Source organism: Paraburkholderia unamae (genome assembly GCF_003096875.1).
In the GTDB taxonomy this organism is placed as follows: Bacteria; Pseudomonadota; Gammaproteobacteria; order Burkholderiales; family Burkholderiaceae; genus Paraburkholderia; species Paraburkholderia unamae.
Map to the genome: position 1 here is coordinate 1 of NZ_QEOB01000041.1, position 26,976 is coordinate 26,976.

Consider the following 26,976-nt stretch of genomic DNA (forward strand, 5'->3'; position numbering starts at 1 on the left):
CTTGGGAGGAAACCAAGACCAACGCGGTAATTATTGGCGCCCCCGTTACGCTCGCCGCCCCTACGCCTACCGTCGCCGCAAATGCGGCAGCGCCGAGCGAGGATGCCTACGTAGCGCAGCGCATGACCGAGACGCTGGCCGAGGTGTACGCCACGATCATCGGCGACGATGCGCGGCCCGAGGACGAAGCATTGAACGCCATCGAGCGCGTCAAGAAGGCCGCCCAGGTGCTGCGCCTCGAAGTTGACCTGTACCGGGCCCACAGCGAAGAACTCGCGACGACAAAGCGCCTGTTCCTTGCGGCGGCGGCCGACCTTGGCGCGATCAACGAAGCGCTTGGCCTCGATCCCGAGGATGGTGGTGCAGAGCCGATCATCGAAGCCATTGAGGAACTGAAGGCACGCACGGCAGCGCAGCCCGACGAGCCCATGAGCGATGCGGAACGCGAACAGTTCCTTCGGATGGAGGAGCAGTTTGCGGACTGTAACGAAACAGATGTCGATCACTCCCTGTTGCTCAAGTGGGTAGCGGACGGCTTGCTCGACTGCACTCACTTCGAAATCACCGACAAAGGCCGGGAGGCGATCAAAGCCGCCTCGCAAGGAGCCAAGCAATGAGCAATGAAACGATGAAGGACGGCGAGCGGGCGGCGTTCGAGGCGTGGTGGCTGCGCGATGTACCTGAAGCGCATCGCGATTTCGCCAAGAAACTGCTCGATGGATACGGCCAAGACTACGCTGCGGCGCCGGGCGTCGTCGATGCGTGGACGGCGTGGCAGGCTGGTGCCGAATTCTCCGCAAAAGCCCGCACCGCCTCCCCGCAATCCGGCGAGAAGGAAGCATACGAGCGCGGATGGGATGACGGCCACATTGCCGGTCGAGAGAAAACCCGCGCGGCAGCACCGCAAGCAGCGCTGGATGAAATCGTTTATGCGGTGCAGGCATACGGCGACGCACGCGCAGACGGCGGGAATTCCGCTGAGGCCATCGGGAAAGTGGGCAACTTGCTCCGCGCCCTCACCCAAGCGCCGACCGAGCACACGAGCGATGGTCTGTTTAAGCTGATCGAAGAAGCGGCGAACTGCATCGCGGAGGCGGTCACTTACGAACAAGACGGCTTCGATTCGCCGCCCCAACCTGCGACGCAATGGGACTACAACGCAGAGCAACTGGCATATGCGCTTCGCGGTGAGGTCGCCGCCCGCAAAACCGAGATCGAGCGCATGAGCGATGCGGATGACTTTGCAGGATCCTACGCGGCAAGACGAGCATCAGAAGACATCGGCAAAAAGGCGGATGTGTTGAAAGCTACGCTACGCAAAGCCGAGATCGAGCGCGGGGAGTAAGCATGCTCACACACGGAAAGATACCGACAACGCCTTCCCCGCCGACTCCGCGCTACAGACCGGATTTCACACCGAAAGATCCGGAATACGTGCGAGAGACGTGGAAGGAACTTGAATACATCGAGCGGCGACGCAAAGAGGGGAAATGATCATGCCATACGCTGACAAATCAAAGCGATACACGCACATCAAGCCGCTCACTTGCGAGTCCGTAGCGGCCACGTTGCAGCTTCTCAAGGACGGTCGCATGCGAACCGTCCATGAGATCGCGAGCGTTCTTCCCTATTCCGTGCATACGGTTCAGGAAGCAATGAAGTCGCTTGAGTTCCACAAGGAAGCTCACCTTCACCACTATGCATCGATACCTGGTGGGGGAACTGCGGCAATGTGGTCGGTTGGGTCTGGCGAGAGAGCGCCAAAGCCCCCGAAGCAGACGGACGAAGAATTCCGCGCCAAGCAGGCGAAGTATCGTGAGAGGTACAGGATGCAACGTGGGCCGGATAAAAAAGTCGCGCTCCAGCCGAACATCTTCCGCCATCCGCATGACGTGTGGCTATTCGGCGAGTGCGTTGCGACGCAGCCAACGCAGTGGACCGGGCGCGTCTACAAGCAGTCGATGGATATCGACGAATGGGGTCAATCTAGGAGCGCGGCATGAATGATTATGGTGATAAGGAATTTGTCCTTCCTTCTATCGACTGGAGCCATGTATCTAGCGAATGGAATTGGCTGGTTCAGTGTTCTAACGGAAGACTTTATTTGCACCAGTCAAAGCCTGAACCACATCTTGGTTTTTGGGACTCAATAGACGAGAACGGAAGAATCTCAAAATCATTAAGAGCAGACTGTTTCGCTTCTGCGAAGCCAGGAAATGGTGATTGGCAGCTGTTAATTATGGAGAGAGGGCAATGAGCCAACTTCCGCGCGTTGATGACTGGAGGATCAAGGTATGAGCGCTCAACTGATCCCCGTACGCACGTGGGCGGCGCAGATATTCGGTGAGTTTTCCCCGCATCCGAACACATTGCTCAATTGGATACACAACGGCAGAATCACGCCGGTCCCGATCAAGGTAGGCAGCCGCTACTTCTGCCAGCCTACGGCCCGCTACGTCGATCCGCACGCCGAAGAAATCGAAAGGATGGTAAATGGCCGCCGCTAGAAAACGAGAAGCCAAACGCCGCAACTGGCCGGAGAATCTGTACGAGAACGGAAAAGGCTATCTCTGGTTCCGGCATCCTGACACCGGAGAGACCTTTGGCTTGGGACGCGATTTCAAGTCGGCTGCGGCAAAGGTGCGCACAGTGAACGCAGAACTGGCGCGACGCAAGGGCGATACGGACCTGCTGGAGCGTATCGATCACGGAAAAATGACGCTCGCCAAGTGGTGCGATGAGTTCGAGGAAGCCTACAAAAAGAAAGGCCAGAAGAAAGCCGATACCATCAAGACGGTCGGCCATCAGATCAATGCCGTGCGCAATGCGCCATTCGCAGCCAAGCAGATCCGTGAGGTGACGACAAATGACATCGCCACATGGATAGACGAGATGGCCAAGAAGCACCCGACCATGGCGTCGCTCGTGCATATTCGCGCGCGCAACATCTTCCGTTCGGCTGAAGCGAAAGGCCACATCGAGCTTGGCAAAAACCCGGTGGCACCGACCGAAAAGCCACACGTTATTGTGACGCGCTCACGCATGACACTCGACGACTTCAATGCTGTGCTGGCGAAGGTTCGCGAGGCCAAAGGCATGCGCTGGCTGGAGAACGCCATGCTGCTCGGCCTGGTATGCGGGCAGCGCCGGGAAGATCTGTCCGGGATGCTGTTCTCACAGGTCAAGGACGGCTTCCTGTGGGTCCAGCAGAGCAAGGGGAAGTCTGGGTATGAGACGAAGCTACGCATCCCGCTGGCGCTCTATCTGCCTGCCATTGGCATGTCTCTCGACGACGTGCTCAAGCAGTGTCGCGACACGATCGTGTCAAGACACGTTATCCACCACGTTCGCACCGTTGGGCTAGGGAAGCCAGGATCGCCGGTCGCGAAGGATTCGTTTTCGGAAGTGTTCAAGCAATACCGTGATCTGGCAGATTTGAAGCTTCCGGCAGGCAAGACGCCGACCACATTCCACGAGATAAGGTCCCTGTCAGCTCGCCTTTACACCGAGGCATACGGGAAGGAATTCGCGAAAGCGTTGCTCGGCCACAAGTCCGCAAAGATGACGGCTCTCTACACCGACAGCCGTGGTCAGGAGTGGCAGGAAGTGAAGTTGAAAGCGTCATGATTTTTGACGAATATTGGATTTTTATTTGACGACGCTCGCAAAGCCTTACTGGACGAGGCTCTCAGTCGATTCCGACCTACTGTATTCAATACCTGGGACTGCCACCCAAGATGTCGATGCTCGCGGGCGTGGCGTCGAGCACCATCTCGCTCGTGATGTGCCCGATCTACGGCGCGTGGTCCGACCGCATGGGCCGCCGCAAGCCGCTCACGGTGATCGGCCGCATCGCGCTCGTCGTGCTGCTGTATCCGGCGTTCTGGATCATGACGCACTTTCCTTCGCTGCCGGTCGTGCTCGCCGCGCTGATCGTGCTGATGCTCTGCTACACGATGGGCTCCGCACCGGCTTATGCGCTGATGCCGGAGAATTTTCCGAAGCATCTGCGTGCGGGCTATATGTCGAGCGCGTATGCGATCGCGGTTTCCGTGTTCGGCGGCACGGCGCAACTCGTGGCCGGGTGGCTCATTCAGGTAACGGGCAACAAGATGGCGCCCGCGTGGTACATGATTGGCTGCGTGCTGATTTCGCTCATCGCCGTTTCGATGTTCGAGGAAACCGGCAACAAGGCGATCGACTAAACAGCGCGCGGCGGCAAAAGCGCACTTCAATACGGGCGGGCGAACGCGGGTGGCGTTGCCCGCCCTTTTTTCGCTTTCATTGTCTCGTGGCGGTTTGTCCCTGGTGGCTGTCTCGCAGGACGCTCGTCGCGGCCGTCGCCGGGGCCTTGCACAATGGCGCCGCGCCGCCTATATTGGTTGCGACACGCAACCAAACTGCACCACACCGCATGGAGACGGCCATGGATTTCGTGGAAATGCCGGCGCAACCGCGCGAAACGACCATCCTGGAGCTGCGCGAATTCTCGCGGCGGCTCGTGCGCGAACTCGGCTTCATGCGCACGACGCTCGCCGACAGCGATCTCGCGCCCTCCGCCGTGCACGCCATCATCGAGATCGGCGCGCGCCCCGGCATCAACGCCAAGGCGCTCGGCGAGATCCTGCGGCTCGACAAGTCGAACACGAGCCGCCAGGTCGCGCGACTCGAAGCGGCCGGCCTCGTCAAGCGCAAGGCCGCCGACGACGCGCGCTCCACCGAGCTTCACCTGAGCGCGGCGGGCCAGAAGCTGCGCACGAAAATCGACCGCTTCGCGACCGACCAGGTTTCCGGCGCGCTGCGCCGGCTCGTTCCCGCCGATCAGCAGACCCTCGTGCGCGCGCTCGCGCTTTACGCCGACGCCCTGGCGCACGACAACCCGAATGTGGCCAGCACCGCCGCGCAAAGTGCGGGCGTGCAGATCGTGGAAGGCTACCGCCCCGGCTGCATCGGCGACGTCGCGAGCCTGCACGCGCGCTTCTACGCCGCGAACTGGGGCTTCGGCGCGTACTTCGAGAAGAAGGTCGCGACCGAACTCGCCGCGTTCGCCAACGATCTGCCGGCCGAAGGCCGGGCACTGTGGCTCGCCGTGGAACGCGAGCGCACGCTGGCGTCGCTCGCCATCGACGGGCACGGCGGCGACGCCACGGCCAGCGCGCACCTGCGCTGGTTCATCGTCGACGACGCGTTACGCGGCAGCGGCATCGGCCGGCAGTTGATGGAAAGCGCGATGCGCTTCGTCGACGCGCACTACGCGCAGACCTACCTCTGGACGTTCAAGGGCCTCGACGCCGCGCGCCACCTGTATGAATCGTTCGGCTTCCGGCTCGCCGAGGAATGCGAAGGCGACCAGTGGGGCACGCCAGTGGTCGAGCAACGTTTCGTGCGCCGCGCGGGCGGCGCGGCGTCATAGCGCGACCTTGCAGCGTGCCTGAACCTGCCCGGCCACCGGCGAGCGGAACGTGAACAGACCTCCCGCCTGCGGCTGCTGTTGCCGCTCGACGGCATCGAGCCCCTTCCACGCGCTCGTCACATACACCGTGCGCAGATCGTCGCCGCCGAACGCGAGCTTCGTGATGTTCGCGCACGGAAAGCGCACCTCGGCCACATGCTCGCCCTCGGGCGAGTAACGCTCGATGCGCCAGCCGCCGAACAGCGCGATCCACACGAAACCGTCGGCGTCCACGGCCAGGCCGTCCGGGTGGCCCTCGCCCGCAATCGCGGCGAACACGCGCTTGCGCGAGAGCGTGCCATCCTCGGCCACATCGAATGCGTACACCACGCGGCGCACCGTGTCGTTGTGATAGAGCGTGCGGCCGTCCGGGCTCATGGCCGGTCCGTTGGTGATCACGTAGTCGCTGTCCTGCGTGCTCAGCGCGCCGTTTTCATCCACGCGATACAGCGTGCCGCTCGACGCCTGCTCCGCGTCGTCCATCGAGCCGAACCACAGGCGGCCGCGCGCATCGACGAAACCGTCATTGAGCCGGTTGCCGGGCAGATGCGCTTCGATGTCCATCAGCTTGCCGAATTGACCGCTCGCCGCATCGAAGCGATACAGGCCGTCGGGCAGGCCGCACACGAAAGCCTGCCCGCCAAGCGGCGCAAGGAAGCCGGGTTGGTCAGGCGCCTGCCATGACCGGTGCTCGCCGGTCTGCGCCGCGAGGCGATGAATGCGGCGCCCCTTGATATCGACGAAATAGAGCGCGTTTTCCGCGGCCTGCCAGAGCGGCCCCTCGCCAAGCTCGGCGCCCACTGGCCAGATGCATGAGGGTGTCGGCATGCTCATTCCCCGTACGTGCCCGCGTCGACGTAATAGTCGCGGCCCGAGCAGCGCGAGGCATCGTCGGATGCGAGAAAGAGCGCCATGCGCGCGACGTGCCCGGGCTCGATGCGCTGTTGCAGACATTGACTCGCCACGACCCTGGCTTCGCTTTCGGGCGTTTGCCACATGGTCATCTGCCGCGCCGTTTTCACGGCGCCCGGAATGATGCAGTTCACACGGATACCCTCGCCGCCCAGATCGCGCGCCAGGCCGCGCGTGAGCCCCTCGATACCGGCCTTCGCCGTCAAATAGAGCGCGAGATTCGGCAGCGCGACGTGCCACGACACCGAGCCGAAGTTCAGGATCACGCCGCGCCCCGCCTCGCGCATGCCGCGCGCCACCGCCTGCGCGCAGAAGAACTGATGCCGCAGGTTCACGGCGATGCGGGCGTCCCAATAGCTCGCGCCAAGCGCGCCGACTTCGTGGCGGTCGTCGTTGCCGGCGTTGTTCACGAGCACGTCGACCGGCCCCACGGCATCGACGATCGCGGCGAACGTGCTTTCGATCTCATCGATATTGCACAGATCGCAGCGCCGGAAGACCGGCGGATATTTCGCATGACGTAGCGATTCCTGCAACGCGAGCGAGTCGTGCTCGGCCACGTCGAGAAAGAACACGCGCGCGCCCTGCTGCGCGAACGCCTCGACGATCGCAGCGCCGATACCGCTGCCGCCGCCGGTCACGACGATCGTTTTGTCCGAGAGACTCGGATAGATTGCATACGACATCTGATCTTCCACCTATTACGATTCAATCCCCACACAGGCGCCGCCCATCGTGCCTCGCTCACGGCGCCCGCCCTTCCCCCTGCCGCCGCTCACGCCTCAACGCGCACCTCGCTCACCATGCGCCAGTCGCGCGGGAGCGTTCGCACCGCATTGCCCTCGACCGACACCATGCCGGTCAGATGAACGTCGCGGCTCGAACTGCCTACCATCAGATCGAAGTCGCCCGGTTCGACAATGCGTTCGCCGCGGCCATCGGTGAAATTGAGCATGTCGACGGGCAGTGTCACGCGCACTCGCGTGGACGCGCCCGCCGCGAGCGGCACGCGTGCAAACGCCTTCAGTTCGCGCACGGGCCGCGCCGACGACGCAAGCTGATCGCGCACATAAACCTGCACGACCTCGGTGCCTTCGCGCGGGCCGACGTTTTCGAGCGTGAAGCTCAGTTCAATCGTGCCGTTTTCTATCGGCACTGCGCGCCGCGCGAGCGCCAGTTCGCTGTAGCGAAACCGCGTGTAGCCAAGGCCGAAGCCGAACGGATAACGGCAACCGAAGTGATAGGCAACGGGCGTGCCGGCGCTCTTGAGCCGATGGTTGTAGACATACGGCACGGCCCCGGCGCTCTTCGGCACGGAAAGCGGCAAACGGCCACTGAAATTGGCGCGGCCCGTGAGCAGATCGGCCAGTGCCCCGGCGCCGCGCTCGCCGGGAGCGAACGCCATGATCTGCGCGGCGATGCGTTCTTCGAGACCGCCCAGGTTGTACGGGCGGCCGCCCGTCATCACGACCACCGTGGGCGTGCCGCTTTCCACCACGGCCGCAAGCAGCGCCTGCTGCACGCCCGGCAGATCGAGGCTGTCGGTGTCCGAGCCCTCGCCCACCGTGCCGGACTGAAACAGGCCCGCGAGATCGCCCACGAACACGATCGCCACGCCCGCCTGCCGCGCCGCCGCGACCGCGCCCGCAATTCCTTCGGTATCCTTGCTGATCAGTTCGTCGCGATGCGTGTTGGCGCTCGCGGCCAACGATACATCGCCGGGGAACACCGGCGCGCCCGCGCGCCGCTCCTTGATGATGTCGCAACCTTTGGCATGCAGCACACGCTCGTGACCGAGCCGCGCGCGCAGCGCGCGCAAGGGCGTGAGCATTGTCGCGGTGGACGGCTCGCCGCTGTTGATCAAATGCACGGGGAAGCTGTAGCCCGCGAGCAGCGCAAGCGGATCGTCGGCGGTCGGGCCGATCACGGCGATCTTCTCCGCACCGTTCTCGTTCAAGGGCAGCACGCCGCCTTCGTTGCGCAGCAGCACCGCCGATTCGAGCGCGACCCGGTACGCGGTATCGCTCGCCGCCGCGCCCTTCACGTCCACACGCTCGGGATCGACATACGGATTCTCGAACAGGCCGAGGCGGAATTTCATGCCAAGCACGCGCGCCACGGCCGCGTCGATCGTCGATTCGGCAATCTCTGCGCGCGCCAGCGCCTCTTTCAGGTGTACCGCGCATTCGTGCCCCGGCAATTCGACGTCGAGCCCCGAATTGAACGCGAGCGCCGCCGCCGATGCGCTGTCGCGCGCCACCGCGTGATGGCTGAACAACAGATCCACACCCGCATAGTCGGCGACGACGAGTCCGTCGAAACCCCACTTCTCGCGCAGCGTGTCATGGAGCAGCGCGCGGTTGCCGTGGCTGGGCACGCCGTCGATGTCGTGATACGCGGGCATGACCGACCCCGCGTTCGCCAGCTTCACCGCCATCTCGAACGGCAGCATGAACACGTCGTTGAGTTCGCGCGGGCCGACATGCACGGGGGCATGATTGCGGCCGCCTTCGCTCGCCGAGTGGCCGACGAAATGCTTGAGCGTCGCGAGCACGTCGCGCCGCTCGCCTTGCAGACCCCGCACGTAATGACACGCGAGCACGCCAACCAGATACGGGTCCTCGCCGAGCGTTTCCTCGGTGCGGCCCCAGCGCGGGTCGCGCGACACGTCGAGCACCGGCGCGAGCCCTTGATGGCAACCGATCGAGCGCGCCTGCTCGCCGATGATGCGCCCGACCTCGCCCACCAGATCCGCATTCCAGGTGGCCCCATAGTTGAGCGGCGACGGGAACAGCGTGGCGTCCTTGATCATTAGGCCCACGAGGCATTCCTCGTGCGACATCACGGGAATGCCCAGGCGCGTGTCTTCGACCATCTTGCGCTGCAACGCGTTGAGCGCGCGCACGCCTTCCTTCGGGTCCACCGTGTGCGTGCCGAGCGGGCGCGTGATCTGCCCGAGGCCGTGGCGCAGGATCTCGTCGACGGTGATTTCATTGGCGCTGCGCGCGAAGTCGATGCTGCGCGCCTTGTGTTCGCCATCGGCCGAGAGTTTGAGCCACGCGGCGTGAAGCTGCGCGATTTTTTCGTCCAGCGTCATGCGCGCCATCAGATCGGCAACGCGCGCCTGCACAGACGCCGCGGGATTGCGGTAAAGCGGACCTTCACTTTGGCGAAGCAACATCGGTAACTCCTGTATGGGCCCTGTTATACGAATTTCATACTGCTTATAAAATTTCGCAATCCTTTTTATTGACCGAACGCCGACGCAACGCGGATCGCAACGCGCGCGAAGCGATACCGGCTAATGCAGACGCGGCACTGCGAAGTCGCCTTCGTCGAACACGTGGCAAGCTTCGGGCGCGAGCGTCAGTTCGATGCGGTCGTCGCGCGCCACGCCGCCGTCGCCGGGCAGCTTTGCGACGATCGCGCCGCCCTCGCGGCTGCCGCCTTCGAGATGCACATAGCTGTGCTCGCCCATGCGCTCGACAAGGCGCACCGCGCAGCGGATCGTCTGCGCACCGGGCCGGTTCATGGGCAGGCCGAGATGCTCCGGCCGGATGCCAAGCGTCACCTGCGAGCCCACGCGCAGCCCGGCCCCGTTCACCTGCGCGCGCACGCGCTCGCCCGTGGTCAATTCGACCTCCACGCCATGCGCGTCGATCGCAAAGACAATGGCAGGCAGAAAGTTCATCTTCGGCGAGCCGATGAAGCCGGCCACGAAGCGGCTTTTCGGGCGGTGATACAAGTCGAGCGGCGCGCCGATCTGCGCGATGCTGCCGTGCTTTTCCATCTCAGCGCCCGCGTGCAGCAGCACGATCTTGTCCGCGAGCGCCATCGCCTCGATCTGGTCGTGCGTGACGTAAATCGCGCTCGCGCGGCGAAACTCGCGATGCAGCCGCGCGATCTCGATGCGGGTTTGCACACGCAGCGAGGCGTCGAGATTGGAAAGCGGCTCGTCGAACAGGAACACGCCGGGCTCGCGCACGATCGCGCGGCCAATCGCCACGCGTTGCCGCTGCCCGCCCGACAACGCGGCGGGCCGCCGCTCGAGCAAGCCGTCGAGCTGTAGCGCGGCCGCCGTGCGGCGCACCTTGCTGTCGATCGTCGCCCGGTCGATCTTCGCCTGGCGCAGGCCGAACGCCATGTTCTCGTACACGCTCATATGCGGATACAGCGCATAGTTCTGAAACACCATCGCCACGCGGCGCTGCGCGGGCGGCACGTCGTTCATCAACTGGCCGTCGATACGCAACTCGCCCGCCGTGATGCTTTCGAGTCCCGCGACCATGCGCAGCAAGGTGGACTTGCCGCATCCCGAAGGCCCGAGAAACACGCAGAACTCGCTGTCTCCCACTTCGAGGTGCGCGTCGCGAATCACCGGCGCATTGCTGCTGTACGCTTTCTGTACTTTGCTCAGAGTAATGCTTGCCATAGCTCGTATCGTGTCCGCGGTTAAACTGGGTCAGCCCTTCAGCGAGCCGGCCATCATGCCCTTGATCAGGCGTTCCTGGCCGAATGCATAGGCGACGATGAGCGGCAGCGACGTCATCGTCACGACCGCCAGCATGGCCGGAATGTTCGACGAGTACTGCCCCTGGAAGTCCCACACGGCAAGCGGCAGCGTGCGATGCACGGGCGTGGAGGTGAGCATGTACGCGAAGATGAACTCGTTCCACAGCGCAATGCCGTTGTAGATCGCGACCGTCGCGAGCCCCGGCGTGGAGAGCGGAAAGAAAATGCGCCAGAAAATCCTGAACGGCCCGCACCCGTCCAGTTGCGCCGCTTCCTCCAGCTCGCGCGGAATCTGGCGCATGAACCCGGTCAGGATGAAGATCGAGATCGGCAGGCTCAGCGCCACATACGGCCCGAGCAACGCGAACTGCGTGTCGTAAAGGCCGAGGTTGCGCGTGAGCAGATAGATCGGCACGAGCGTGGCGTGCAGCGGCACGATCATGCCCGCAATCACGAGGCCGAACAGCAGCCGGTTCAATCGAAAACGCATGCGCGCGAAGACGTACGCGGCCATGGCGCTCAGCACGACGATCAGCAGGACCGAGATGCCGACGATAAACACGCTGTTGCCGAAATACGTGAAGAACGGGCCGCGCAGCACGTCGAGGTAGTTGCCGAAATACACATGTACCGGCAACGCCCATACCGGCGCGGAGAAGGTTTCCTCCTGCGTTTTCAGGCTCGTCACCACGACGAACAGGAACGGCAGCGTGGTCACGGCCAGCCAGATCAGCGCGAGCAGCGGCACGCCGATGCGCATGCGTGGAACGCGCAGAAGGCGCGGCAAGCGGGGGCGAAAGGTGGCGCTCGACATGCTCAGACTTCCGTTTCGTAACGACGCGTGAAGCGCAGCGCGATAGCGGCGACCAGCGAGACGATGAGGAACATCGCGGAGCCGATCGTGCTGCCATAACCCAACTGGAACGAACTGAACACGGTACGGTACATATACGTCGCCATCAGTTCCGACGAGCCCTCGGGGCCGCCTCCCGTCATCACGTAGATCAGGTCGAAGTAGCGCAGCGAGCCGAGCACCGAAAGCAGCACCGCCGTGCGGATCGCGTCTTGCAGATGCGGGAGCTTGATGCGCCAGAAGATCGTCCATTCGGACGCGCCGTCGAGCAGCGCCGCCTCGCGGATTTCCGCCGACATCGACGAAAGGCCCGCGAGAAACAGGATCATGTAGAACGGCACGTTCTGCCAGCAGATCACCGCGATCGTCGAAGCCAGCGAGAAGCGCGTGTCGCCCAGCCAGTCCTGCGCGAGCGAGTCGAGCCCGACGGCATGCAATGCCACGTTCAGGGGTCCGAAGTTCGGATCGTAGACGTTCTTGAACAGCACGCCAATCGCCACGCTCGACATCAGCAGAGGCAGGAAATACAGGATCTTCAGCAGGCGCGAGCCGCGCCCGGCCTTCTCCAGCAACACGGCAAGCGCGAGCGCGATCGGCAGTTCGAACACGATCGAGGCGAGCGCGAGCAGCACGTTGTTCCAGAGCGAATGCCAGAACACCGTGTCGCGCGCAAGCTGCGCCCAGTTGGCGAGGCCCACGAAGCGCGAGTGCGTGCCAAGCCCAGTCCAGTCGACCAGCGAGAGCTTCAGGCTGGAAAGCAGCGGATACAGCAGAAAGATCGCCAGCAGCACGACAGCCGGCGCGAGAAAGACCGTAATGACCAGCCATTGCGACGAGATACGCGTTCGCTCGGCAGGCGCGGCGGAAATGGCGATGTTCACGGATCGTGTGGTCCGGCGCGCGTCGAGCGACGCGCGCCAAACTCCTCTTCGGGCGAAGGGTTAGCTGCCCGCCGACTTCGCGGCGGCTTCCATTTGCTGCGCTGCGGCCTCAGGCGTGAGCGAGAGGCCGAACAACGCCTGCGACGTGTCCTTGTGCAGCTCGCCGAGCTTCGGCGGCAGTTCCTGGTCGTACCAGAGCTGCACGTTCGGCGCGGAGGCGATCAGCTCCTGCAAGCGCTTGAGGAACGGGTCGGTGATCATGACGTTCTTCACCGGCGGAATCTTCTTGTCGAGCACGCGGCCGCGCATCGAGGCGTCGTCGGTCATCGTCTGGATCAGCTTGAACGCCGCGGCCGGGTCCTTGCACTCGGTCGAGATGCTCATGAAGCCGTCGCCCACGGTGCCGATCACGTCGCGCGGGTCGCCCTTGCCGCCCGGCACGCTCGGGAACGGGAAGAAGTCGAGCTTGCTCGCGAAAGCGGGGTTCTCGTTCTGGATCGTCGACGCTTCCCAGCCGCCCATGAGCTCCATCGCGGCCTTGCCCGAGTACAGCAGGCGGCGCGACGCGCCAACGTCGTAGTCGAGCCCGTTATAGCCCTGCGCGAACGCGCCCGCCTTCACGAGGTCCTGGATGTACTTGCCCGCTTCGACGAACGCGGGGTCGGCGAAGCTGCCGCCGGGCGCGCGCTCGACGGCCTTGCGGAACACCTCGGGGCCGCCGATGCGATCGACGAGATACATGTAGTACATCGAACCGGTCCACTTGTTCTTGTTGCTGAGCGCGAACGGCGCGACGCCGTGCGCGTTCAGCACCTGCACCACGTGCATGAGCTGGTCCCACGTTTGCGGCGGGCTCAGGTTGTACTGCCTGAAGATGTCCTTGTTGTAGAAGATCACGGCCGCCGAGGCGTTTTCCGCCGCCACGCCGTAAATCTTGTTGTCGAACGTGACCGCGTGCCACGAGGTGGGCAGGAAACGATCCTTATACGAAGGGTCTTTCTGCAAAAAAGGCGTCAGGTCGACGATCTGACCGGCCTTCACGTATTCGTGCAACGGACCACCGCCCCAGGACTCGAACACGCAGGGCGGGTCGCCCGCGCCGAAGGCCACCTTCAGCTTGGTCTTGTACGCCTCGTTCAGGACATGCGAGTCCTCGACCTTGTAGCCCGGGTTCTGCTGCTCGAAGCGGTCGGCCGCGTCGCGCAACACCTTGCTCGACGTCTTGTTGGTCTGCTGGTCCCATTCCGTGATCGTTTTGCCGGACTCCGCCGCCAAGGCGGTCGACACCGCCGCGGACAATGAAAACAGCAGCGCCGTGGCGCCGACGATGGACCGCGCTTTGGTGAAAGCCGGGTACGCCATGTGTGTGTCCCCTCTCCTGGGTTTTTGAGAACCGCTCAATCACTAACGTTAGCCTTAACGTTAATGCATGTTAGACCTGCGTAATAACTCCGGCTATGCGGGCTTTTACCTGGGACGGCGCGATGGTCCTTGCGCGCCGCGCAAGGTTGGCAGAACGGGACGCGCATGAAATACAGGGCTTCTGATAGAATAGCCAACATATAAACGGTATCGCTAACGTCCATAGCGACTCGACCCTGACATGACCTCTCGTACACCCTCTACGCGCATGGCAAGGCAAACCCCCACGCTCGAGCACGTCGCCAAGCTTGCCGGGGTGTCGCAAATGACCGCGTCGCGCGCGCTCAACGGCCGCCCCGGCGTGTCGCGCGAAACACGCGACGAAGTGCTGAGAATCGCTTCGGACATCGGCTATGTCGTGAACCGCACCGCGCAAAAGCTCTCGGGCGGACGCAACGGCATCATCGGCATCATCACGCCCACGCTCGACACCCAGTTCTCCAGCGAGCTGATTCTCGGCGCGGGCCGCGCGGCGCGCGGCGCGGGCATGGAAATGCTGGTGTACACGGTGTTCGACGAAGACCGCCATACGCATCACGACCTGCTCGGTTTGATCCAGCAGTTCTCCGACGGCATTCTTGCGATCCTGCCGCGCGAATCGCTCTGTCTCGAAGCGCTCACCACGGCCAAGGTGCCGGTCGTCGTGGTCGATCAGCGCGGCACGCTCACGGGCTTTCCCTCGGTTTCGGTGGACAATTACGGCGGCGCCTGTCTCGCGGTCGAGCATCTCGCGCATCTCGGCCACAAGCGCATTGCCTTCCTCGCCGGCGACGAAACGATCGAAGGCGTGCGCGACCGCCAGCGCGGCTATCACGACACGCTGGCCCGCCTCGGCCTGCCGCGCGAAGAGGCGCTCGTCGCCGCAGGCGACCTCTCGCAAATGATGGCGTTCGACGTCACGTTCGATCTGCTCAATCTCGCCGAGCCGCCCACGGCGATTTTCACGGCCAACGACCAGAGCGCGTTCGGCGTGATCGCCGCGGTTCGCGAGGCGGGCCTGCGCGTGCCCGACGACATTTCGGTGATCGGCTTCGACGACATTCCGATGTCCGAACAATTTCATCCGGCGCTCACGACGATCCGCCAGCCGTTCCAGCAAATGGCGCGCTCGGCGGTCAACACGCTGCTCGCGCAGATCGCGGGCATCGACGCGGCGTCACAGCGCATCACGCTGCCCGCCGAACTCGTGGTGCGCGACTCGACCGGACCGGTGCGCACGAAGCAACGCCGCACGCGTCACCAGATCGTTTCGACGTAAGTCGAGGCGCGCACTTTCGCGTCCGAGGTCACGAGCGCGCCGCCGTGCGTGCGCGCGGTGGCGACAATGAGCCGTTGATGCGAGGTGAGCGCGGGCGGCAGCGTCGCCGCACGCAGTGCGATCTCGGTGTCGACCGGCACCATGCGCACGCCCTCCAGCTTCAGGAAGGTGGACAGCCAGCTTCGCGCGTCCATCGAAAGACCGAGACTGCCGTGCTTGACGAAGTCCGCGATTTCAAGCGCGCTGATTGCCGAGATCAGGATGTCACCGCCGTCCAGTTCCCGGTCGATCGCATCGTGCGCGGCCTGGCTCAGCGCCTTTTGCCGCCCGAGCCAGCACACGAGCGCGAGCGTATCGAGCGTGATCATCACTCTTCCCGCTCGGCGGCGAGCGGTTCGAGCGCGTGCTTCAGATTGAAGTGAGTGATCGACGCGCGCAGCAGTTCGAGCGGGTTCTCTTTCTTGCTGCGATAGGGCCGGATTTCAATGGTGGGCTGGCCCCGGTCCGTGACGATGACGGTTTCGCCCAGCGTTTCGACCTGGCGGAACAATTCGCAGGCGCGGGACTTGAAAATGGCTTTGGATACTCGCTTTTCCATGACGCTCTCCACCCATCACAATTTCAGACGATCATTTTTGGCATCGGGCCTGCGGCCCGGCGGCGCTTTATGAAGTTCGGGCTCTTGCCGTCGCAGGCGCTCTTACCGGTAACATCCGTGCGCCGCAGACGATCAATTAAGAAGAAACCTGCTAAACGTTACCCTTAACGTTAGTTCATGTTAGTGGCGCGTATCCGGGGCCGCCATGCGTGGTTTACCCAGGCTCCACGGTGTGCCCAACGAAGTCGCGTCATCGTCGCCCATCCCCGCCCAGCAGGGCTTTCACGGCATGCAATCTCCTTGCGCTCCAGCGGCGATATCGCGCACGCGAGCGACGATACGGCTAACGTTAGCCCCGCGATGAAAGCGCTTTCGACCGCGGCACTTCTATCACGCCGTGATCCTTTGGCGTCAGTCTGCCGGCCGCCAGTCCGCGCTCGCATCAGGAGGCAGGTTCCGGTCCGAATCCGGCTCCAGTCGCCACGGCCCCGACGACCCTTGCGCATCGAAATGCACGATCATCTTGTGCAAAGCTTCGCGCTCAGTCGCTGGGCCCGAGCGAGGTGACGCCGGTCCGGCGGCGGGCGTGTCACCGGCAGCGCCCTGAGCCGCGCGGTTGAAATCGTCCTTCGATCCTTGGTTCATCGTTGCGCTCTCCACCGTCACGCCAGGCCGTCAAGCGACTGCGTGAGCGCTCTGCCCCACTTCGGGACGCTCGAACGCCACGGTCTCGCCGTTCGCGTCGAACACCGTGACCGACGATGACGCCACCTTCACGCCCACGCGTGCACCCACCGCGTGCTGCGCGTCCTTCTTGTCGAGCTTCAGGGCAATGGCGTGGGCCATGCCGTCCAGGCGCGCGTGCAGGATCGAAACGTCGCCGAGATGCTCGACCAGTTCGACGCGCGCGGCGAGCCCTTCGTCAGCCGGCCCGATGCTCAGGTGCTCGGCACGCACGCCGAGCGTGAGTTCGCCGCTCAGCGCGCTGGGCGGGCGGCCGGCCAGCGCGATACGATGGTCCGCGCCGCCCAGTGCGAGCACCGTTTGCGTCGCGCCCTGCGCCACCACCGTCGCGCCGAGCATGTTCATCTGCGGCGAGCCGATAAAGCCGCCGACGAAACGGTTGGCGGGCCGGTCATACAGATCGAGCGGCGCGCCGCTTTGCTCGATCCTCCCCTTGTTGAACACGACGATCTGCTGGCCGAGCGTCATCGCCTCGACCTGATCGTGGGTCACGTAGATCATCGTCGTGCCCAGTTCGCGGTGCAGCTTCGCGAGTTCGATACGCATCTGCACGCGCAACGCGGCATCGAGATTCGACAACGGCTCGTCGAACAGAAACACGCGCGGCTTGCGCACGATCGCCCGCCCGATCGCCACGCGCTGGCGCTGGCCGCCGGAAAGCGCCTTGGGCTTGCGCTCCAGCAGGTGCGTGATTTGCAGGATCTCGGCGGCGCGGCCCACGACCTCGCGCACTTCGCGCTTCGATTTGCCCGCGAGCTTGAGCGCAAAGCCCATGTTGTCCGCAACCGTCATATGCGGATAGAGCGCGTAGCTCTGGAACACCATCGAAATGCCGCGGTCCGCCGGTTGCAGGTCGTTCACCCTCACGCCGTCGATCACGATGTCGCCGCCGCTCACCGTTTCGAGCCCGGCGATCATGCGCAGCATGGTGGACTTGCCGCAGCCCGACGGTCCCACGAACACCGTGAACTGGCCGTCCGGAATGTGCAGATCGATGCCCTGAATGACCTGCGGTCCTTCGCCGTACGTCTTCGAGACGTTGCGCAATACGAGTTCGCCCATTGTTACGTTCTCCTGAATCCTCTTGCTTGCATGCCCGCGTGACCCTGCCCTGCTGCTGTCGCGCCACGCGGGATACGGCGCGCCTGACTACGTGTGCGCGTCAGCGCGATGCCATCGCGCCGGCGTGTTCCGCGATCACGTCGCGATACCAGTGCGCGCTATCCTTGAGCGTGCGCTGCTGGGTTGCGTAATCGACGTGCACCATGCCGAAGCGCTTGTCGTAGCCGGACGCCCATTCGAAGTTGTCCAGCAGGCTCCATGCGAAATAGCCGGCGACATCGACACCACGCTGCGCCGCTTGCGCCAGCGCGGCCAGATGCAGGTCGTAGAAGCGAATACGCTGCGCGTCGTGCACCCGGCCGTGCTCGAGTGCGTCTTTCGTCGCGCAGCCGTTCTCGGTAATGTAGATGGGCGGCAGCGTGTAGTCGGCGTTCAAGCGCGTCAGCAATTCGGTGAGGCCTTCGGGATAGATTTCCCAATCCATGTCCGTGAAGCCGTGCTCGCCCGGCGGACGCTTTTCGCCCGATGCGCTCGCGAAAATTCGCGTGTAATAGTTGATGCCGAGAAAGTCCAGCGGCGCGCCGATGATCTCGAAGTCGCCTTCGCGCACGACATCCTGCGGTCCGTTCTCGCCATACCAATGCAGCGCCTCGGCCGGGTATTCGCCCTTGAAGATCGGGTCCATGTACCAGCGCACGAACTTCGCGTATTCGAGCGACGCGGCGGCCAGGTCCTCGGGCGCATTCGTCGCGCCGTGCGCGGGCGACTGGTTCAGCACGATGCCAAGCGGCGTCTTCACGCCGTCGGCACGCAGCGCCTGCACGGCGAGACCATGCGAAAGCAGCAGATGGTGCGCCACGTGGGCGGCTTTCTTCAGGTCGGCGTTGCCGGGCGCGAAGTAGCCCGTGGCATTGCCGAGCCACGCGGTGCACCACGGCTCGTTGTGCGTGGCGATCGAAGCGACCCGGTCGCCCAGCGCGCCGCCGATCTTGCGCGCATAGTCCGCGAACCGGTAGGCCGTATCTCGGTTCTCCCAGCCGTTTTGCGCCTCCTGGAGCGCGAGCGGCAGGTCCCAGTGATACAGCGTCGCGAATGGCTGAATGCCGCGCGCGAGCAAGCCGTCCACCAGACGGTCGTAGAACGCCAGGCCCTTTTCGTTGAACGCGCCGCTGCCATCCGGCTGCACGCGCGGCCAGGCAATCGAGAAGCGATAGGCGTTGACGCCCAGGTCCGCCATGAGGTCGAGATCCTGCTCGAAACGATGATAGTGGTCGCAGGCCACGTCGCCGCTTTCGCCGTTCACGACCTTGCCGGGCACCCGGCAAAACGCGTCCCAGATAGACGCGCCGCGGCCGTCCTCATGCGCTGCGCCTTCGATCTGATAGGAGCTGGTGGCTACGCCCCAGACGAAGTCTTCCTTGAATCGAAACGTCGACATAAACGAAGTATTCCTCAATAGTCATGCCCGCGTAGGCGTGGAGAAGATGGAGCGCACTTCATGACTTGACCGCGCCGGCCGTCAGGCCGTCGATCAAGCGTCGCGAAGTGAAGGCGAACAGCACCAGCAGCGGCAGCACCGCGACCGCGGACCCCGCCATGACCGCGCCCCAGTCCGAATTGGTCGGGCTTTGCAGAATGCGCAGCGCGAGGGGCAGCGTGTACATCGAAGGCGAACGCAGCACGACGAGCGCCGAGAGGAAGTTGTTCCAGCTTTGGATGAAGCTGATGAGCCCGAGCGTGCCCAGCGCCGGCCCGAGCAATGGCATCACGATGCTCCAGTAAATGCGGAACTCGCCGCAACCGTCGATACGCGCCGCCTCGATCAGGTCGTGAGGAATGGCCGAAGCCACGTACTGGCGCATAAGGAACACGCCAAGCGCGGCAGCGGCGCCGGGCACGTACAGCGCGCGGGGCTCGTTGATCCAGCCAAGCAGGTTCATCGTCATGAAGGTCGGGATCATGCTGAGGAACGGCGGCACCAGCATGGCCGTGAGCGCCACCGCGAACAACGCCTTCTTGAAGCGGAACTCGTACATCGCGAACGCATAGCCCGCCATCGAGGTAACGAGCAGCGTCAGCACCGTCTGAAGGGTGGAGGTATAGAAGCTCCAGCCCAGATTGCGCCAGAACGGAATATGGCGCATGAGCGACGCCATATTGTCGAGAAACGCGTTGCCGAACCAGAGCGGCGGCGGCATCGAGAAAATCTCGGAGCTCGTGTGCGTGGCGAAGACGAACATGAACCAGAACGGCGAGAACATCAGCACCGCGCCCGCGAGCACGATGGCGTAGCCGGTGTAACGGGCCTTGTTGTTCGACGGTTTCATCGCGATGCCTCCTCGTTCATGCCGCTGCGGTGAAAAATTCGCGTGTTGAGCCACATCAGCGCGGAAATCGTGATGAACAGCAGCCATGCAATCGAACTGGCTGTGCCGAAGTCGCCGTCATGAAACGCCGTGCGATACATATAGACGGCGGTGGTCAAGCCGGACTGGCTCGTCCCCATCCCTTCGTTCGGCAGCAGAATGAATGGCTCCTCGAACAGTTGCAAACCGCCGATGATGGACAGCGTCACCGCGAAGAAGATCATGGGCTTCAGCAGCGGAATCGTGATGCGCGTGAACTGCTGCCAGCCATTCGCGCCGTCAATGCGCGCCGCTTCGTAGATATCCTTTGGAATGGTCTGTAGTGCAGAGAGATACAGCACGGTGTTCCAGCCCACATAACGCCAGAACACCACGAGAGACACCGCCGGCTTCACATTCGCCGGGTTATACAGCCACTCAACCGGCTTCGAAGGCACGATCCAGTGCAGCCCCGGAATCTTGCCGATTTCGGCGATGGCGAGGTTGATCATCCCGAAGTCGGTCGAATACAGCGACGAGAAAATCAGCGCAATTGCCACGCTCGACGTGATGAAGGGGAGGAAATACAACCCCACGACGACATTGCGCCAGCGTCGAAACGCGGTTTGCAGAAAGAACGCGAGCGGCAGCGCGACGAGATGTTGCGGGACGCCGGACAAGATCGCCATGGAAGCCGTGTTGTAGAGCGATTTCCAGTACCAGGGATCGGTCAGCGTGAACGTAAAGTTCGAGATGCCCACCCATTTCATGCTTGCGAGTCCCGCCGTCGCGTCCCAGCTCTGGAACGAGAGATACAGCGAAAAGAGCAGCGGAAACGCGAGAAACACGGCGAACAGCAGGAAAAACGGAGCAAGAAACAGGTACGGCGCGATCTTCACCGTGCGCAGCCGCGATCGGGCGCGAGGCGTGGCGAACGGCGCCAGGCCGTCGCTCATGCGCCCCTCGGGGGCGGCGGGTTCGGTGGTGGGCAGTGGATAGTTCATCAGTAGTTCCGTCCATTCTGGCGTGGCCGCGCTTCATGAGCGGCCACGCTGTGACAGCCAGCTTCGGCGGCGGCGCGAAGCCTGCCGCGCCGTTTCCCGAAGGCCGCTTACCGGCGGACCCGATGCGCGATCTGATCCTGGGCTTCCTGCAACGCCGTGTGGATGTCCTCGTTGCTGTCCACCACCTTGTCGAGCGCGGAATGCACCGCCTCCTCGGCGACCTGGTCATACTTGCTGCGCTGGATCGCCGGAATGTGCGTGGCCGCGTCGCGCCAGATCAGGCGGGCCTTCTCGTTGCCGAGGAACGCGACCGGCTGCGCGAAGAACGCATCGTTCTGCGCGGAGAGCAGCGCGGGGAACGCGTCGATCGAGCGGAACGAAGCAAGCTGCGTGTCCTGGCGCGTCGTCAGGAATTTGATGAATTCCCAGGACATCGGCTTTTGCGTCGCTTTGACGGGAATCGACCAGAACGTGCCGCCGAACGACGCGTAGGCGCCATTGGGAAGATTGGTCGCGCGCCACAAGCCCTTGGTGTCGGGCGCGATCCACGACGAGAGGTGGCCGCCAAGCCATGCGCCCATCATTTGCGTCGCGACGGTGCCGCGTTTGAAGCTCTCGGCCCATTCGTTCGACCACGGGGTGATCTTCGCGTCGAGGCCGAGATCGCGCGCCTTCTTCGCAAGCTCGAAGGCCTTCACGAAGCGCGGCGACGTCACGACGGGGTTGCCGGCCTTGTCGAAGTACACGCCGTCGCCCGGCTTCAAGTCGGCGCGAATATAGATGTCCTCGATATCGCGCGACGACGCCATCAGGTACGCCCCCGTCGCCTTCTTGATCTTCTGGCCGGCCGCGAGATACGAGTCCCACGACTTCGTGAGATCGGCTTCGCTCACGCCCGCCTTGTCGAGAATGTCCTTGCGGTAGAACAGCGTACCGGGACCGATGTCGCCCGGCATGCCGACAATCGCGCCGTCCTGCGTGGTGGCCTGCGCGAACGTGTAATTGATGAACTCGCTCTTGTACTGACCTGCGTTATACGGCGGCTTCGAGAGGTCTTCGAGACCGCCGCCCGCCGCGAAGCGCCCAATGAAACCCACTTCGACCGCCATCACATCGGGCAGGTCCGAGCTCGTGGCGAGCGCGGTGGTCATGGCGTTATGGTGATCGGCGATCGCGAGCGACGACACCTTGATATCGACATCGGGATGGAGCTTCTTCCACGCGGGAATCGCATCCTTGATTTCCTGGTCGAGCTTCGGGAAAACCGCAACCGTCAACGTGGTGTTGGCTTGCGCGCCCACTGTTGCGAGGCTGAGCAGCACTGCGGCGGCCGCGCCGGAAAAACGGAACTTCATGTTTTGTCTCCTGATGATACGTTCGTGAATAACGTTCGACTGCTCATCGATTACTTCGTACTGCTTCCCGCCAGGTGAAAGCGCTTTCACATCCGTGCTGAAAGATCCGCCCCCCGGCGGTCCCTGCGTTACCCCGGCTGTGCTCCCGAACTCGCGGGCGGTGCGATGCGCCGCGTGGTTTCGCGCGTCACGAGCGTGAGCGGAACCGGGCTGAGCGAGATGGATTGCTTGCGGATCATCTGCACGATGCCCTGCGCCGCGAGGCGGCCGATTTCAAACGTCGGCTGCCGTACCGTCGTGAGCGGCGGCGTCATGTACGACGACGTGGGCAGATCGTCGAAGCCGACCAGCGAAATGTCTTCGGGCACGCGCACGCCACGGCGGAACATCGCGAGGCGCGCGCCATACGCGGTCTGGTCGTTTGCGCAGAACACCGCGCTGAATGTCGGGCGGCGCGCCATCAGACGCTCCATCGCGGCCAGCCCGCCCGTCTCCAGGTAGTCGCCCTGTTCCACGAGACCGGCGTCAAAGCCAATGCCCGCTTCCTCCAGCGCGATGCGGTAGCCGTCCAGCCGCTCGATCGCGTCCTCGTGACTGCTCGGCCCGGCAATGAAGGCGATCTCGCGATGCCCCTCTTCGATCAGATGCCGCGTCGCGTCGCGCGCGCCCTTGAGATTGTCGATCGGCAAACCGGCCAGCGCGGGGCCGTTGTGCAACGAGCGCCCCAGCACGAGCATCGGCGCGTGCCGCGCGTATTCCGCAAGCGAGGGCTCATCGAGCTGCGCATGCAGCAGGATGACGCCTTCCACGCGGCGCGCGATCAGTTCTTCGAGGCGCGCCTTTTCGTCGTCGAGATTCCAGCGGCTGCTCACGAAGATCGGTGTAAAGCCGGGCTCGTACAGCGACTCCTCAATGCCGCGCAGCCACTCCGCGTAAAAGGGACTCGACACGGCCTGCGTGAGCACGCCGATCGTTGCGGTCCGGCCGCTCGCCAGGCTGCGCGCCAGCACGTTCGGCCGATAGTTGAAACGGGCAATCGCCTCTTCCACGGCGCGCTGCTTTTCGGGCAGAACGCGCGCCGAACCATTGAGGATGCGCGACACCGTGCTCGGAGAAACCCCGGCTGCGCGCGCGATCTCCTCGAGCTTGACATTGGGCGAGCTGATGTCCTCTTTGGGTGCGTCGCGATTTTCGTTAGGGCCGTCGGTCATGAGTTCCGCCTGAATGATTGCCTGAAAGCGCTTTCAATTAAAGAAAGGTGTGATCCGTGGTGCGCGCCCGAAACCCCGCACTCGAAAAAAGCAGCCGATGCGACCCGGGTGGAGGAGTTGTCGCATCGGCCTCTCCATACAAGAGAATTAAGCAGTACCTAACACTCAGAGATCACTACAACGACAGGTCAGACAGGAACAACTCAGAACATATGCATGACGCCCGCGAACACGCCGGTCTGGCTATGACCGTAGCTCGGGTTGTCGTTCGACGACGTGCCCGAGGCCGCGTCGAAATTGTTGTTGCCGTACGGGCCGTTGCCCAGGTTGATGTTCGACGTCGAACTGTTGTGCACGTAACCGGCTTCCGCGTAAAGGAAGGTGCGCTTCGACAGGTTGTACGTCGTGCCGAGCGTGTACAGCGTGGCGTTGCCGTTGCCATTGTTCGCGTTGGCGTGGAACACGGCTGCGGTGATCGCCGAGGCGTCGTTCACCTGCCATGCGGCGCCGATCCATTCGTGGTTCACGCTGGTCGGCGCGCTCACGCCGGCCGGCTGCGAGGCGTCGCTCACGCCCATGCTCGCGTTGGTGGCATCAGGCGCGCTCAGGTGCTGGTAGCCCGCGTACAGTTTCACCGGCCCGAACACGTAGGTGCCGCCCGCGAGAATCGAGCGCGAAGCCGAGTAGACGTTGTTGAACGAGCCGTTGGCGCCGCGCACTTCGTCGTAGATCACGCGGAAGTCGCCGCTGCCCCAGGTGTAAATGCCTTCCACGGCGTTCGTGCGGCCCTGACCGGTCGGCACGCCCTGCGCGTTGACGGGCGCCGAGTTCCAGCTCGTGTTATTCGTCAGCGAATACTGGCCTTTGAGCACGAGGCCGCCGAACAGCACGGGCGAGTCGTACTCCGCACCGTTGCTCGTGCTCGTCCAGTTGCGGCCGCGCACGAGTGTCGAAATCGCGTAACGCTGCATCAGTTGCGGGTCCGTGCCCCAGCTATCCTGCGCCAGTTCGCCGGCGCCGAGATTACCCATCTTGAAGAGACCGAAGCGCTCGTTGGTGAAACCCACCGTGGCGTGACGGCCGAACAGGTTGCCCGCCGAAGCGCCGGTCATGGTATTGAGCTGACCTTCGAGCTGGAAGACCGCTTTCGTGCCGCCGCCGAGATCCTCGGAGCCGAGGAGGCCGAACCAGGAGCAACCCCAGTCGCCGCTCTGCGCCGAGAACTTGTTGCCGCCCGGAAGACCGGTCTCGTACTGCACGCCGTTGTCGATACGGCCGTACAGCGTGACGCTGCTCTGGGCGTGGGCCACCGTAGCCGCCGCTGCCATGACAGACAAAGCAATGACTTTCGTTTTCATTAGGTTTCCTATATATCCTCTGGCGTCTCCAAACCATCCAGGCCGTGTGTGCGCTGCACCTTTGCTGCCTGGCTGAAATGCTCGAATCACATTTCGGAGCGATTATAGGGAGGCCCCTGCGCCGCCCATCGAACTTCCTGCCCAGGGAAAACGACGTTACCGATAACAGTTGCGCGCAATGTGGCCACGCTGTACCACCCCGTCTTATGACCATGAGGTCATGGTCACCTGCCTGGCAAACCGGTTCGGGTTCGTGAGCGAAAAAACGGTGCACGCGGAAAACCGCGCAAAAAATTCCGTTAGCATGAAAGCGATTTCAAGCTTGACAGCGTCTTTGGAGCGTGTTCAATGTTGTGAAGATGCAACGACTCGCCGGCTCCCGCTGTTCTTTCGCCACGTCGCACCCGCGGCGTCCCGTCCGATCCCGATGCACCTGCAAACCTTTCGCCGGGTAACGGCACGACCGTTTCATGCCCGGCGCGGCAAGATTCTCGAAGCGCCCTTGCGGAGCGTGGCCATGGGAGCCCATGGCGAGGAATTTTGTCCGATGACTTCGCGGCCCCGCATGGTGTTGGACCGGAAGACGTGCTGCCGGAGTTTGCCGGCGCACTTGCCAATGTAAGGAGGTGTTGTGAAAACAACCATGACTTCCACGCTCGCGTTATTGATCGCCGGCACGCTGGCTCCGGCCGTTCACGCCGACACCGGTTCGAGCGCAAGCGACCGGCAGATCGAACACAACGTGCGCGTCAATGCGGCGCGCCACGGTGTTGGGCTGTCTCACGTGTTTGTGTTTTCCCGCGGGGGTGCGGTCACGCTGGTCGGGTGGGTGCCCCAGCATGAGGATGTCGCGATGGCCGGACAAAGTGCGGCGGCCGTGGACGGTGTGACCTCGGTGAACAACCAGCTTGCGCGTGGACGTTGAGTGAGGATCGGAGCGGCCGTGTGTCTCTGTACAGGCCGCGTGAGTTCTTCAATTATTCCGTACCACTGATTATTTTCCGGTCAATGGCTGCGGATATGTTCCGGTCGCCGGCGCGCGCAACAGGCTTCACGCACCGGCGACCCGCCCCGCATTTACTCCTTGGCCGCGTATTCGCGATCGAGGCGATCGAACAGCGGCTTGTTCACGAGGCGCTGGCGTTCCGCGAACGGCGCGACGATATTCGCGTCTTCGTCGAGGCGGCCGTTCGCGCTCAGCATGCCGAGCGCGCGCTGCATGCCCACCAGCGCGCCTTGCAGCGCGGCGTTCGCGTACAGCACCAGCGCGTAGCCCAGGCCCGCCAATGCCTCGCGCGACTGCACCGGCGTCTTGCCGCCGATCACGATGTTGATGAGTTGCGGCGCGTCGATGAGCTTCGGCAGGCGCTCGATGTCTTCGAGCTTTTCAGTCGCTTCGATAAAGAGGATATCCGCGCCCGCCTCGATGAACGCGTGGCCGCGCGCGATCGCGTCCTCGATACCGTGCACCGCCGCCGCGTCGGTGCGCGCCATGATGAGCAGGTTGCCGTCTTCGCGCGCATCCACGGCCGCGCGGATCTTGCCCACCATCTCGCTCGTGCCGATCACTTCCTTGTTGGCGAAGTGGCCGCACTTCTTCGGCATGATCTGGTCTTCGAACTGGATCGCGTCCGCGCCGCTGCGCTCCAGCGTGCGCACGGTCTGACGCACGTTCAGCGCGTTGCCGAAGCCCGTGTCGGCGTCGACGATGAGCGGCAGGTTCACCGCGTCGCGCACGCGCGCCGTGTGCTCCGCCACGTCGGAAAGGCCGATGAAGCCGAGGTCGGGCAAGCCGAACGACATGTTCGTCACGCCTGCGCCCGTGAGGTAAAGCGCTTCGAAACCGGCGTCCTCGATCACGCGCGCACTCATCGCGTTGAAAGCGCCCGGCACGAGCAGGCCGCGGCGTTCGTTGACCTTGGCGCGGAACGCAGCGCGGCGCGCAGCAGTGGAATTCGTCATTGCAGTCACTCCATGAGTTGGGGATTGGGATGGATAGCCTTTCCGCA

General features: G+C 63.5%; 26 protein-coding genes and 1 pseudogene. 10 read left to right on the forward strand and 17 right to left on the reverse strand.

Features of this window, described 5'->3' with window-relative positions:
- The 8 genes and pseudogenes from C7402_RS43340 to C7402_RS43370 form a co-directional block, all read left to right on the forward strand.
- Nucleotides 1–617, forward strand: a pseudogene (locus C7402_RS43340) (hypothetical protein); the annotation flags it as partial.
- The gene (locus C7402_RS43345) at nucleotides 614–1,345 is read left to right on the forward strand and encodes a hypothetical protein (RefSeq protein ID WP_116614902.1); all 732 of its coding nucleotides are present in this window, start codon (nucleotides 614–616) and stop codon (nucleotides 1,343–1,345) included. The pseudogene C7402_RS43340 and the gene C7402_RS43345, both read left to right, overlap by 4 nt.
- Nucleotides 1,346–1,496: 151 nt before the next feature.
- The gene (locus tag C7402_RS43350; RefSeq protein ID WP_133254655.1) at nucleotides 1,497–2,003 is read left to right on the forward strand and encodes a hypothetical protein; all 507 of its coding nucleotides are present in this window, start codon (nucleotides 1,497–1,499) and stop codon (nucleotides 2,001–2,003) included.
- Nucleotides 2,000–2,257: a hypothetical protein gene (locus C7402_RS46635; RefSeq protein ID WP_133254656.1), complete on the forward strand. Its 258-nt coding sequence runs from the start codon at nucleotides 2,000–2,002 to the stop codon at nucleotides 2,255–2,257. The genes C7402_RS43350 and C7402_RS46635 overlap by 4 nt, the downstream gene beginning before the upstream one ends.
- A 37-nt stretch (nucleotides 2,258–2,294) precedes the next feature.
- Complete coding sequence (locus C7402_RS43355) at nucleotides 2,295–2,507, forward strand: excisionase (RefSeq protein WP_116614904.1); 213 nt, start codon at nucleotides 2,295–2,297, stop codon at nucleotides 2,505–2,507.
- Nucleotides 2,494–3,627 carry a tyrosine-type recombinase/integrase gene (locus C7402_RS43360; protein WP_116614905.1) on the forward strand — a complete coding sequence of 378 codons (1,134 nt, stop codon included), beginning with the start codon at nucleotides 2,494–2,496 and terminating at the stop codon, nucleotides 3,625–3,627. The genes C7402_RS43355 and C7402_RS43360 overlap by 14 nt, the downstream gene beginning before the upstream one ends.
- Nucleotides 3,628–3,695: 68 nt before the next feature.
- Nucleotides 3,696–4,205 carry an MFS transporter gene (locus tag C7402_RS43365; RefSeq protein ID WP_279635611.1) on the forward strand — a complete coding sequence of 170 codons (510 nt, stop codon included), beginning with the start codon at nucleotides 3,696–3,698 and terminating at the stop codon, nucleotides 4,203–4,205.
- A gap of 221 nt (nucleotides 4,206–4,426) precedes the next feature.
- A complete protein-coding gene (locus C7402_RS43370; protein ID WP_116614906.1) occupies nucleotides 4,427–5,413 on the forward strand; it encodes a bifunctional helix-turn-helix transcriptional regulator/GNAT family N-acetyltransferase in 987 nt (328 codons plus the stop codon).
- Here the strand turns inward: C7402_RS43370 and C7402_RS43375 are convergent.
- The 7 genes from C7402_RS43375 to C7402_RS43405 form a co-directional block, all read right to left on the reverse strand.
- Nucleotides 5,408–6,286: an SMP-30/gluconolactonase/LRE family protein gene (locus C7402_RS43375; RefSeq protein WP_116614907.1), complete on the reverse strand. Its 879-nt coding sequence runs from the start codon at nucleotides 6,284–6,286 to the stop codon at nucleotides 5,408–5,410. The genes C7402_RS43370 and C7402_RS43375 overlap by 6 nt on opposite strands.
- Nucleotides 6,283–7,050 carry a D-xylose 1-dehydrogenase gene (gene xylB / locus C7402_RS43380; protein ID WP_116614940.1) on the reverse strand — a complete coding sequence of 256 codons (768 nt, stop codon included), beginning with the start codon at nucleotides 7,048–7,050 and terminating at the stop codon, nucleotides 6,283–6,285. The genes C7402_RS43375 and xylB overlap by 4 nt, the downstream gene beginning before the upstream one ends.
- 89 nt (nucleotides 7,051–7,139) lie before the next feature.
- Nucleotides 7,140–9,545: a glycoside hydrolase family 3 N-terminal domain-containing protein gene (locus C7402_RS43385; protein ID WP_116614908.1), complete on the reverse strand. Its 2,406-nt coding sequence runs from the start codon at nucleotides 9,543–9,545 to the stop codon at nucleotides 7,140–7,142.
- Between the two features lie 120 nt (nucleotides 9,546–9,665).
- Nucleotides 9,666–10,796, reverse strand: coding sequence for an ABC transporter ATP-binding protein (locus tag C7402_RS43390; protein ID WP_112174469.1), 1,131 nt, complete (start codon nucleotides 10,794–10,796; stop codon nucleotides 9,666–9,668).
- 30 nt (nucleotides 10,797–10,826) lie between these two features.
- Nucleotides 10,827–11,690, reverse strand: coding sequence for a carbohydrate ABC transporter permease (locus tag C7402_RS43395; protein ID WP_224044425.1), 864 nt, complete (start codon nucleotides 11,688–11,690; stop codon nucleotides 10,827–10,829).
- Between the two features lie 2 nt (nucleotides 11,691–11,692).
- Nucleotides 11,693–12,610 carry a carbohydrate ABC transporter permease gene (locus C7402_RS43400; protein WP_181565697.1) on the reverse strand — a complete coding sequence of 306 codons (918 nt, stop codon included), beginning with the start codon at nucleotides 12,608–12,610 and terminating at the stop codon, nucleotides 11,693–11,695.
- Nucleotides 12,611–12,670: 60 nt separating this feature from the next.
- The gene (locus C7402_RS43405) at nucleotides 12,671–13,972 is read right to left on the reverse strand and encodes an extracellular solute-binding protein (RefSeq protein ID WP_116614909.1); all 1,302 of its coding nucleotides are present in this window, start codon (nucleotides 13,970–13,972) and stop codon (nucleotides 12,671–12,673) included.
- 241 nt (nucleotides 13,973–14,213) lie between these two features.
- Between C7402_RS43405 and C7402_RS43410 the strand changes: the two genes are divergently transcribed.
- Nucleotides 14,214–15,290, forward strand: a complete 1,077-nt coding sequence (locus C7402_RS43410) for a LacI family DNA-binding transcriptional regulator (protein WP_244315088.1) — start codon at nucleotides 14,214–14,216, stop codon at nucleotides 15,288–15,290.
- Here C7402_RS43410 and C7402_RS43415 read toward each other — a convergent pair.
- The 9 genes from C7402_RS43415 to C7402_RS43455 form a co-directional block, all read right to left on the reverse strand.
- The gene (locus C7402_RS43415) at nucleotides 15,269–15,658 is read right to left on the reverse strand and encodes a type II toxin-antitoxin system VapC family toxin (RefSeq protein WP_112174472.1); all 390 of its coding nucleotides are present in this window, start codon (nucleotides 15,656–15,658) and stop codon (nucleotides 15,269–15,271) included. The two genes, C7402_RS43410 and C7402_RS43415, sit on opposite strands and share 22 nt — an antisense overlap.
- Nucleotides 15,658–15,888 carry a type II toxin-antitoxin system Phd/YefM family antitoxin gene (locus C7402_RS43420; RefSeq protein ID WP_116614911.1) on the reverse strand — a complete coding sequence of 77 codons (231 nt, stop codon included), beginning with the start codon at nucleotides 15,886–15,888 and terminating at the stop codon, nucleotides 15,658–15,660. The genes C7402_RS43415 and C7402_RS43420 overlap by 1 nt, the downstream gene beginning before the upstream one ends.
- Before the next feature lie 675 nt (nucleotides 15,889–16,563).
- Nucleotides 16,564–17,694, reverse strand: coding sequence for an ABC transporter ATP-binding protein (locus C7402_RS43425; RefSeq protein ID WP_116614912.1), 1,131 nt, complete (start codon nucleotides 17,692–17,694; stop codon nucleotides 16,564–16,566).
- A 100-nt stretch (nucleotides 17,695–17,794) separates the two neighbouring features.
- Nucleotides 17,795–19,132, reverse strand: coding sequence for a GH1 family beta-glucosidase (locus tag C7402_RS43430; RefSeq protein WP_116614913.1), 1,338 nt, complete (start codon nucleotides 19,130–19,132; stop codon nucleotides 17,795–17,797).
- A 58-nt stretch (nucleotides 19,133–19,190) separates the two neighbouring features.
- A complete protein-coding gene (locus C7402_RS43435; RefSeq protein WP_112174477.1) occupies nucleotides 19,191–20,021 on the reverse strand; it encodes a carbohydrate ABC transporter permease in 831 nt (276 codons plus the stop codon).
- Nucleotides 20,018–21,043, reverse strand: coding sequence for a carbohydrate ABC transporter permease (locus tag C7402_RS43440; RefSeq protein ID WP_112174478.1), 1,026 nt, complete (start codon nucleotides 21,041–21,043; stop codon nucleotides 20,018–20,020). The genes C7402_RS43435 and C7402_RS43440 overlap by 4 nt, the downstream gene beginning before the upstream one ends.
- Nucleotides 21,044–21,150: 107 nt before the next feature.
- Nucleotides 21,151–22,398 carry an ABC transporter substrate-binding protein gene (locus C7402_RS43445; protein WP_112174479.1) on the reverse strand — a complete coding sequence of 416 codons (1,248 nt, stop codon included), beginning with the start codon at nucleotides 22,396–22,398 and terminating at the stop codon, nucleotides 21,151–21,153.
- 128 nt (nucleotides 22,399–22,526) lie between these two features.
- Nucleotides 22,527–23,609, reverse strand: coding sequence for a LacI family DNA-binding transcriptional regulator (locus C7402_RS43450; RefSeq protein ID WP_112174480.1), 1,083 nt, complete (start codon nucleotides 23,607–23,609; stop codon nucleotides 22,527–22,529).
- A gap of 203 nt (nucleotides 23,610–23,812) precedes the next feature.
- The gene (locus C7402_RS43455) at nucleotides 23,813–24,967 is read right to left on the reverse strand and encodes a porin (protein ID WP_116614914.1); all 1,155 of its coding nucleotides are present in this window, start codon (nucleotides 24,965–24,967) and stop codon (nucleotides 23,813–23,815) included.
- A 643-nt stretch (nucleotides 24,968–25,610) separates the two neighbouring features.
- Here C7402_RS43455 and C7402_RS43460 point away from each other — a divergent pair.
- Entirely contained in the window at nucleotides 25,611–25,892 is a 282-nt protein-coding gene (locus C7402_RS43460) for a BON domain-containing protein (RefSeq protein WP_224044443.1), read from the forward strand.
- A 152-nt stretch (nucleotides 25,893–26,044) separates the two neighbouring features.
- Here C7402_RS43460 and C7402_RS43465 read toward each other — a convergent pair whose 3' ends face one another.
- Complete coding sequence (locus C7402_RS43465; RefSeq protein ID WP_112174483.1) at nucleotides 26,045–26,929, reverse strand: isocitrate lyase/PEP mutase family protein; 885 nt, start codon at nucleotides 26,927–26,929, stop codon at nucleotides 26,045–26,047.
- Nucleotides 26,930–26,976 lie beyond the last annotated feature (47 nt).

Bases quoted from the DNA above. Each gene is read 5' to 3' on its own strand.
- C7402_RS43345 (WP_116614902.1), top strand. From the start codon at position 614: ATGAGCAATGAAACGATGAAGGACGGCGAGCGGGCGGCGTTCGAGGCG.
- C7402_RS43350 (WP_133254655.1), top strand. From the start codon at position 1,497: ATGCCATACGCTGACAAATCAAAGCGATACACGCACATCAAGCCGCTC.
- C7402_RS46635 (WP_133254656.1), top strand. From the start codon at position 2,000: ATGAATGATTATGGTGATAAGGAATTTGTCCTTCCTTCTATCGACTGG.
- C7402_RS43355 (WP_116614904.1), top strand. From the start codon at position 2,295: ATGAGCGCTCAACTGATCCCCGTACGCACGTGGGCGGCGCAGATATTC.
- C7402_RS43360 (WP_116614905.1), top strand. From the start codon at position 2,494: ATGGCCGCCGCTAGAAAACGAGAAGCCAAACGCCGCAACTGGCCGGAG.
- C7402_RS43370 (WP_116614906.1), top strand. From the start codon at position 4,427: ATGGATTTCGTGGAAATGCCGGCGCAACCGCGCGAAACGACCATCCTG.
- C7402_RS43375 (WP_116614907.1), bottom strand. From the start codon at position 6,286: ATGAGCATGCCGACACCCTCATGCATCTGGCCAGTGGGCGCCGAGCTT.
- xylB (WP_116614940.1), bottom strand. From the start codon at position 7,050: ATGTCGTATGCAATCTATCCGAGTCTCTCGGACAAAACGATCGTCGTG.
- C7402_RS43385 (WP_116614908.1), bottom strand. From the start codon at position 9,545: ATGTTGCTTCGCCAAAGTGAAGGTCCGCTTTACCGCAATCCCGCGGCG.
- C7402_RS43390 (WP_112174469.1), bottom strand. From the start codon at position 10,796: ATGGCAAGCATTACTCTGAGCAAAGTACAGAAAGCGTACAGCAGCAAT.
- C7402_RS43395 (WP_224044425.1), bottom strand. From the start codon at position 11,690: ATGTCGAGCGCCACCTTTCGCCCCCGCTTGCCGCGCCTTCTGCGCGTT.
- C7402_RS43405 (WP_116614909.1), bottom strand. From the start codon at position 13,972: ATGGCGTACCCGGCTTTCACCAAAGCGCGGTCCATCGTCGGCGCCACG.
- C7402_RS43410 (WP_244315088.1), top strand. From the start codon at position 14,214: ATGACCTCTCGTACACCCTCTACGCGCATGGCAAGGCAAACCCCCACG.
- C7402_RS43415 (WP_112174472.1), bottom strand. From the start codon at position 15,658: ATGATCACGCTCGATACGCTCGCGCTCGTGTGCTGGCTCGGGCGGCAA.
- C7402_RS43420 (WP_116614911.1), bottom strand. From the start codon at position 15,888: ATGGAAAAGCGAGTATCCAAAGCCATTTTCAAGTCCCGCGCCTGCGAA.
- C7402_RS43425 (WP_116614912.1), bottom strand. From the start codon at position 17,694: ATGGGCGAACTCGTATTGCGCAACGTCTCGAAGACGTACGGCGAAGGA.
- C7402_RS43430 (WP_116614913.1), bottom strand. From the start codon at position 19,132: ATGTCGACGTTTCGATTCAAGGAAGACTTCGTCTGGGGCGTAGCCACC.
- C7402_RS43435 (WP_112174477.1), bottom strand. From the start codon at position 20,021: ATGAAACCGTCGAACAACAAGGCCCGTTACACCGGCTACGCCATCGTG.
- C7402_RS43440 (WP_112174478.1), bottom strand. From the start codon at position 21,043: ATGAACTATCCACTGCCCACCACCGAACCCGCCGCCCCCGAGGGGCGC.
- C7402_RS43445 (WP_112174479.1), bottom strand. From the start codon at position 22,398: ATGAAGTTCCGTTTTTCCGGCGCGGCCGCCGCAGTGCTGCTCAGCCTC.
- C7402_RS43450 (WP_112174480.1), bottom strand. From the start codon at position 23,609: ATGACCGACGGCCCTAACGAAAATCGCGACGCACCCAAAGAGGACATC.
- C7402_RS43455 (WP_116614914.1), bottom strand. From the start codon at position 24,967: ATGAAAACGAAAGTCATTGCTTTGTCTGTCATGGCAGCGGCGGCTACG.
- C7402_RS43460 (WP_224044443.1), top strand. From the start codon at position 25,611: ATGACTTCCACGCTCGCGTTATTGATCGCCGGCACGCTGGCTCCGGCC.
- C7402_RS43465 (WP_112174483.1), bottom strand. From the start codon at position 26,929: ATGACGAATTCCACTGCTGCGCGCCGCGCTGCGTTCCGCGCCAAGGTC.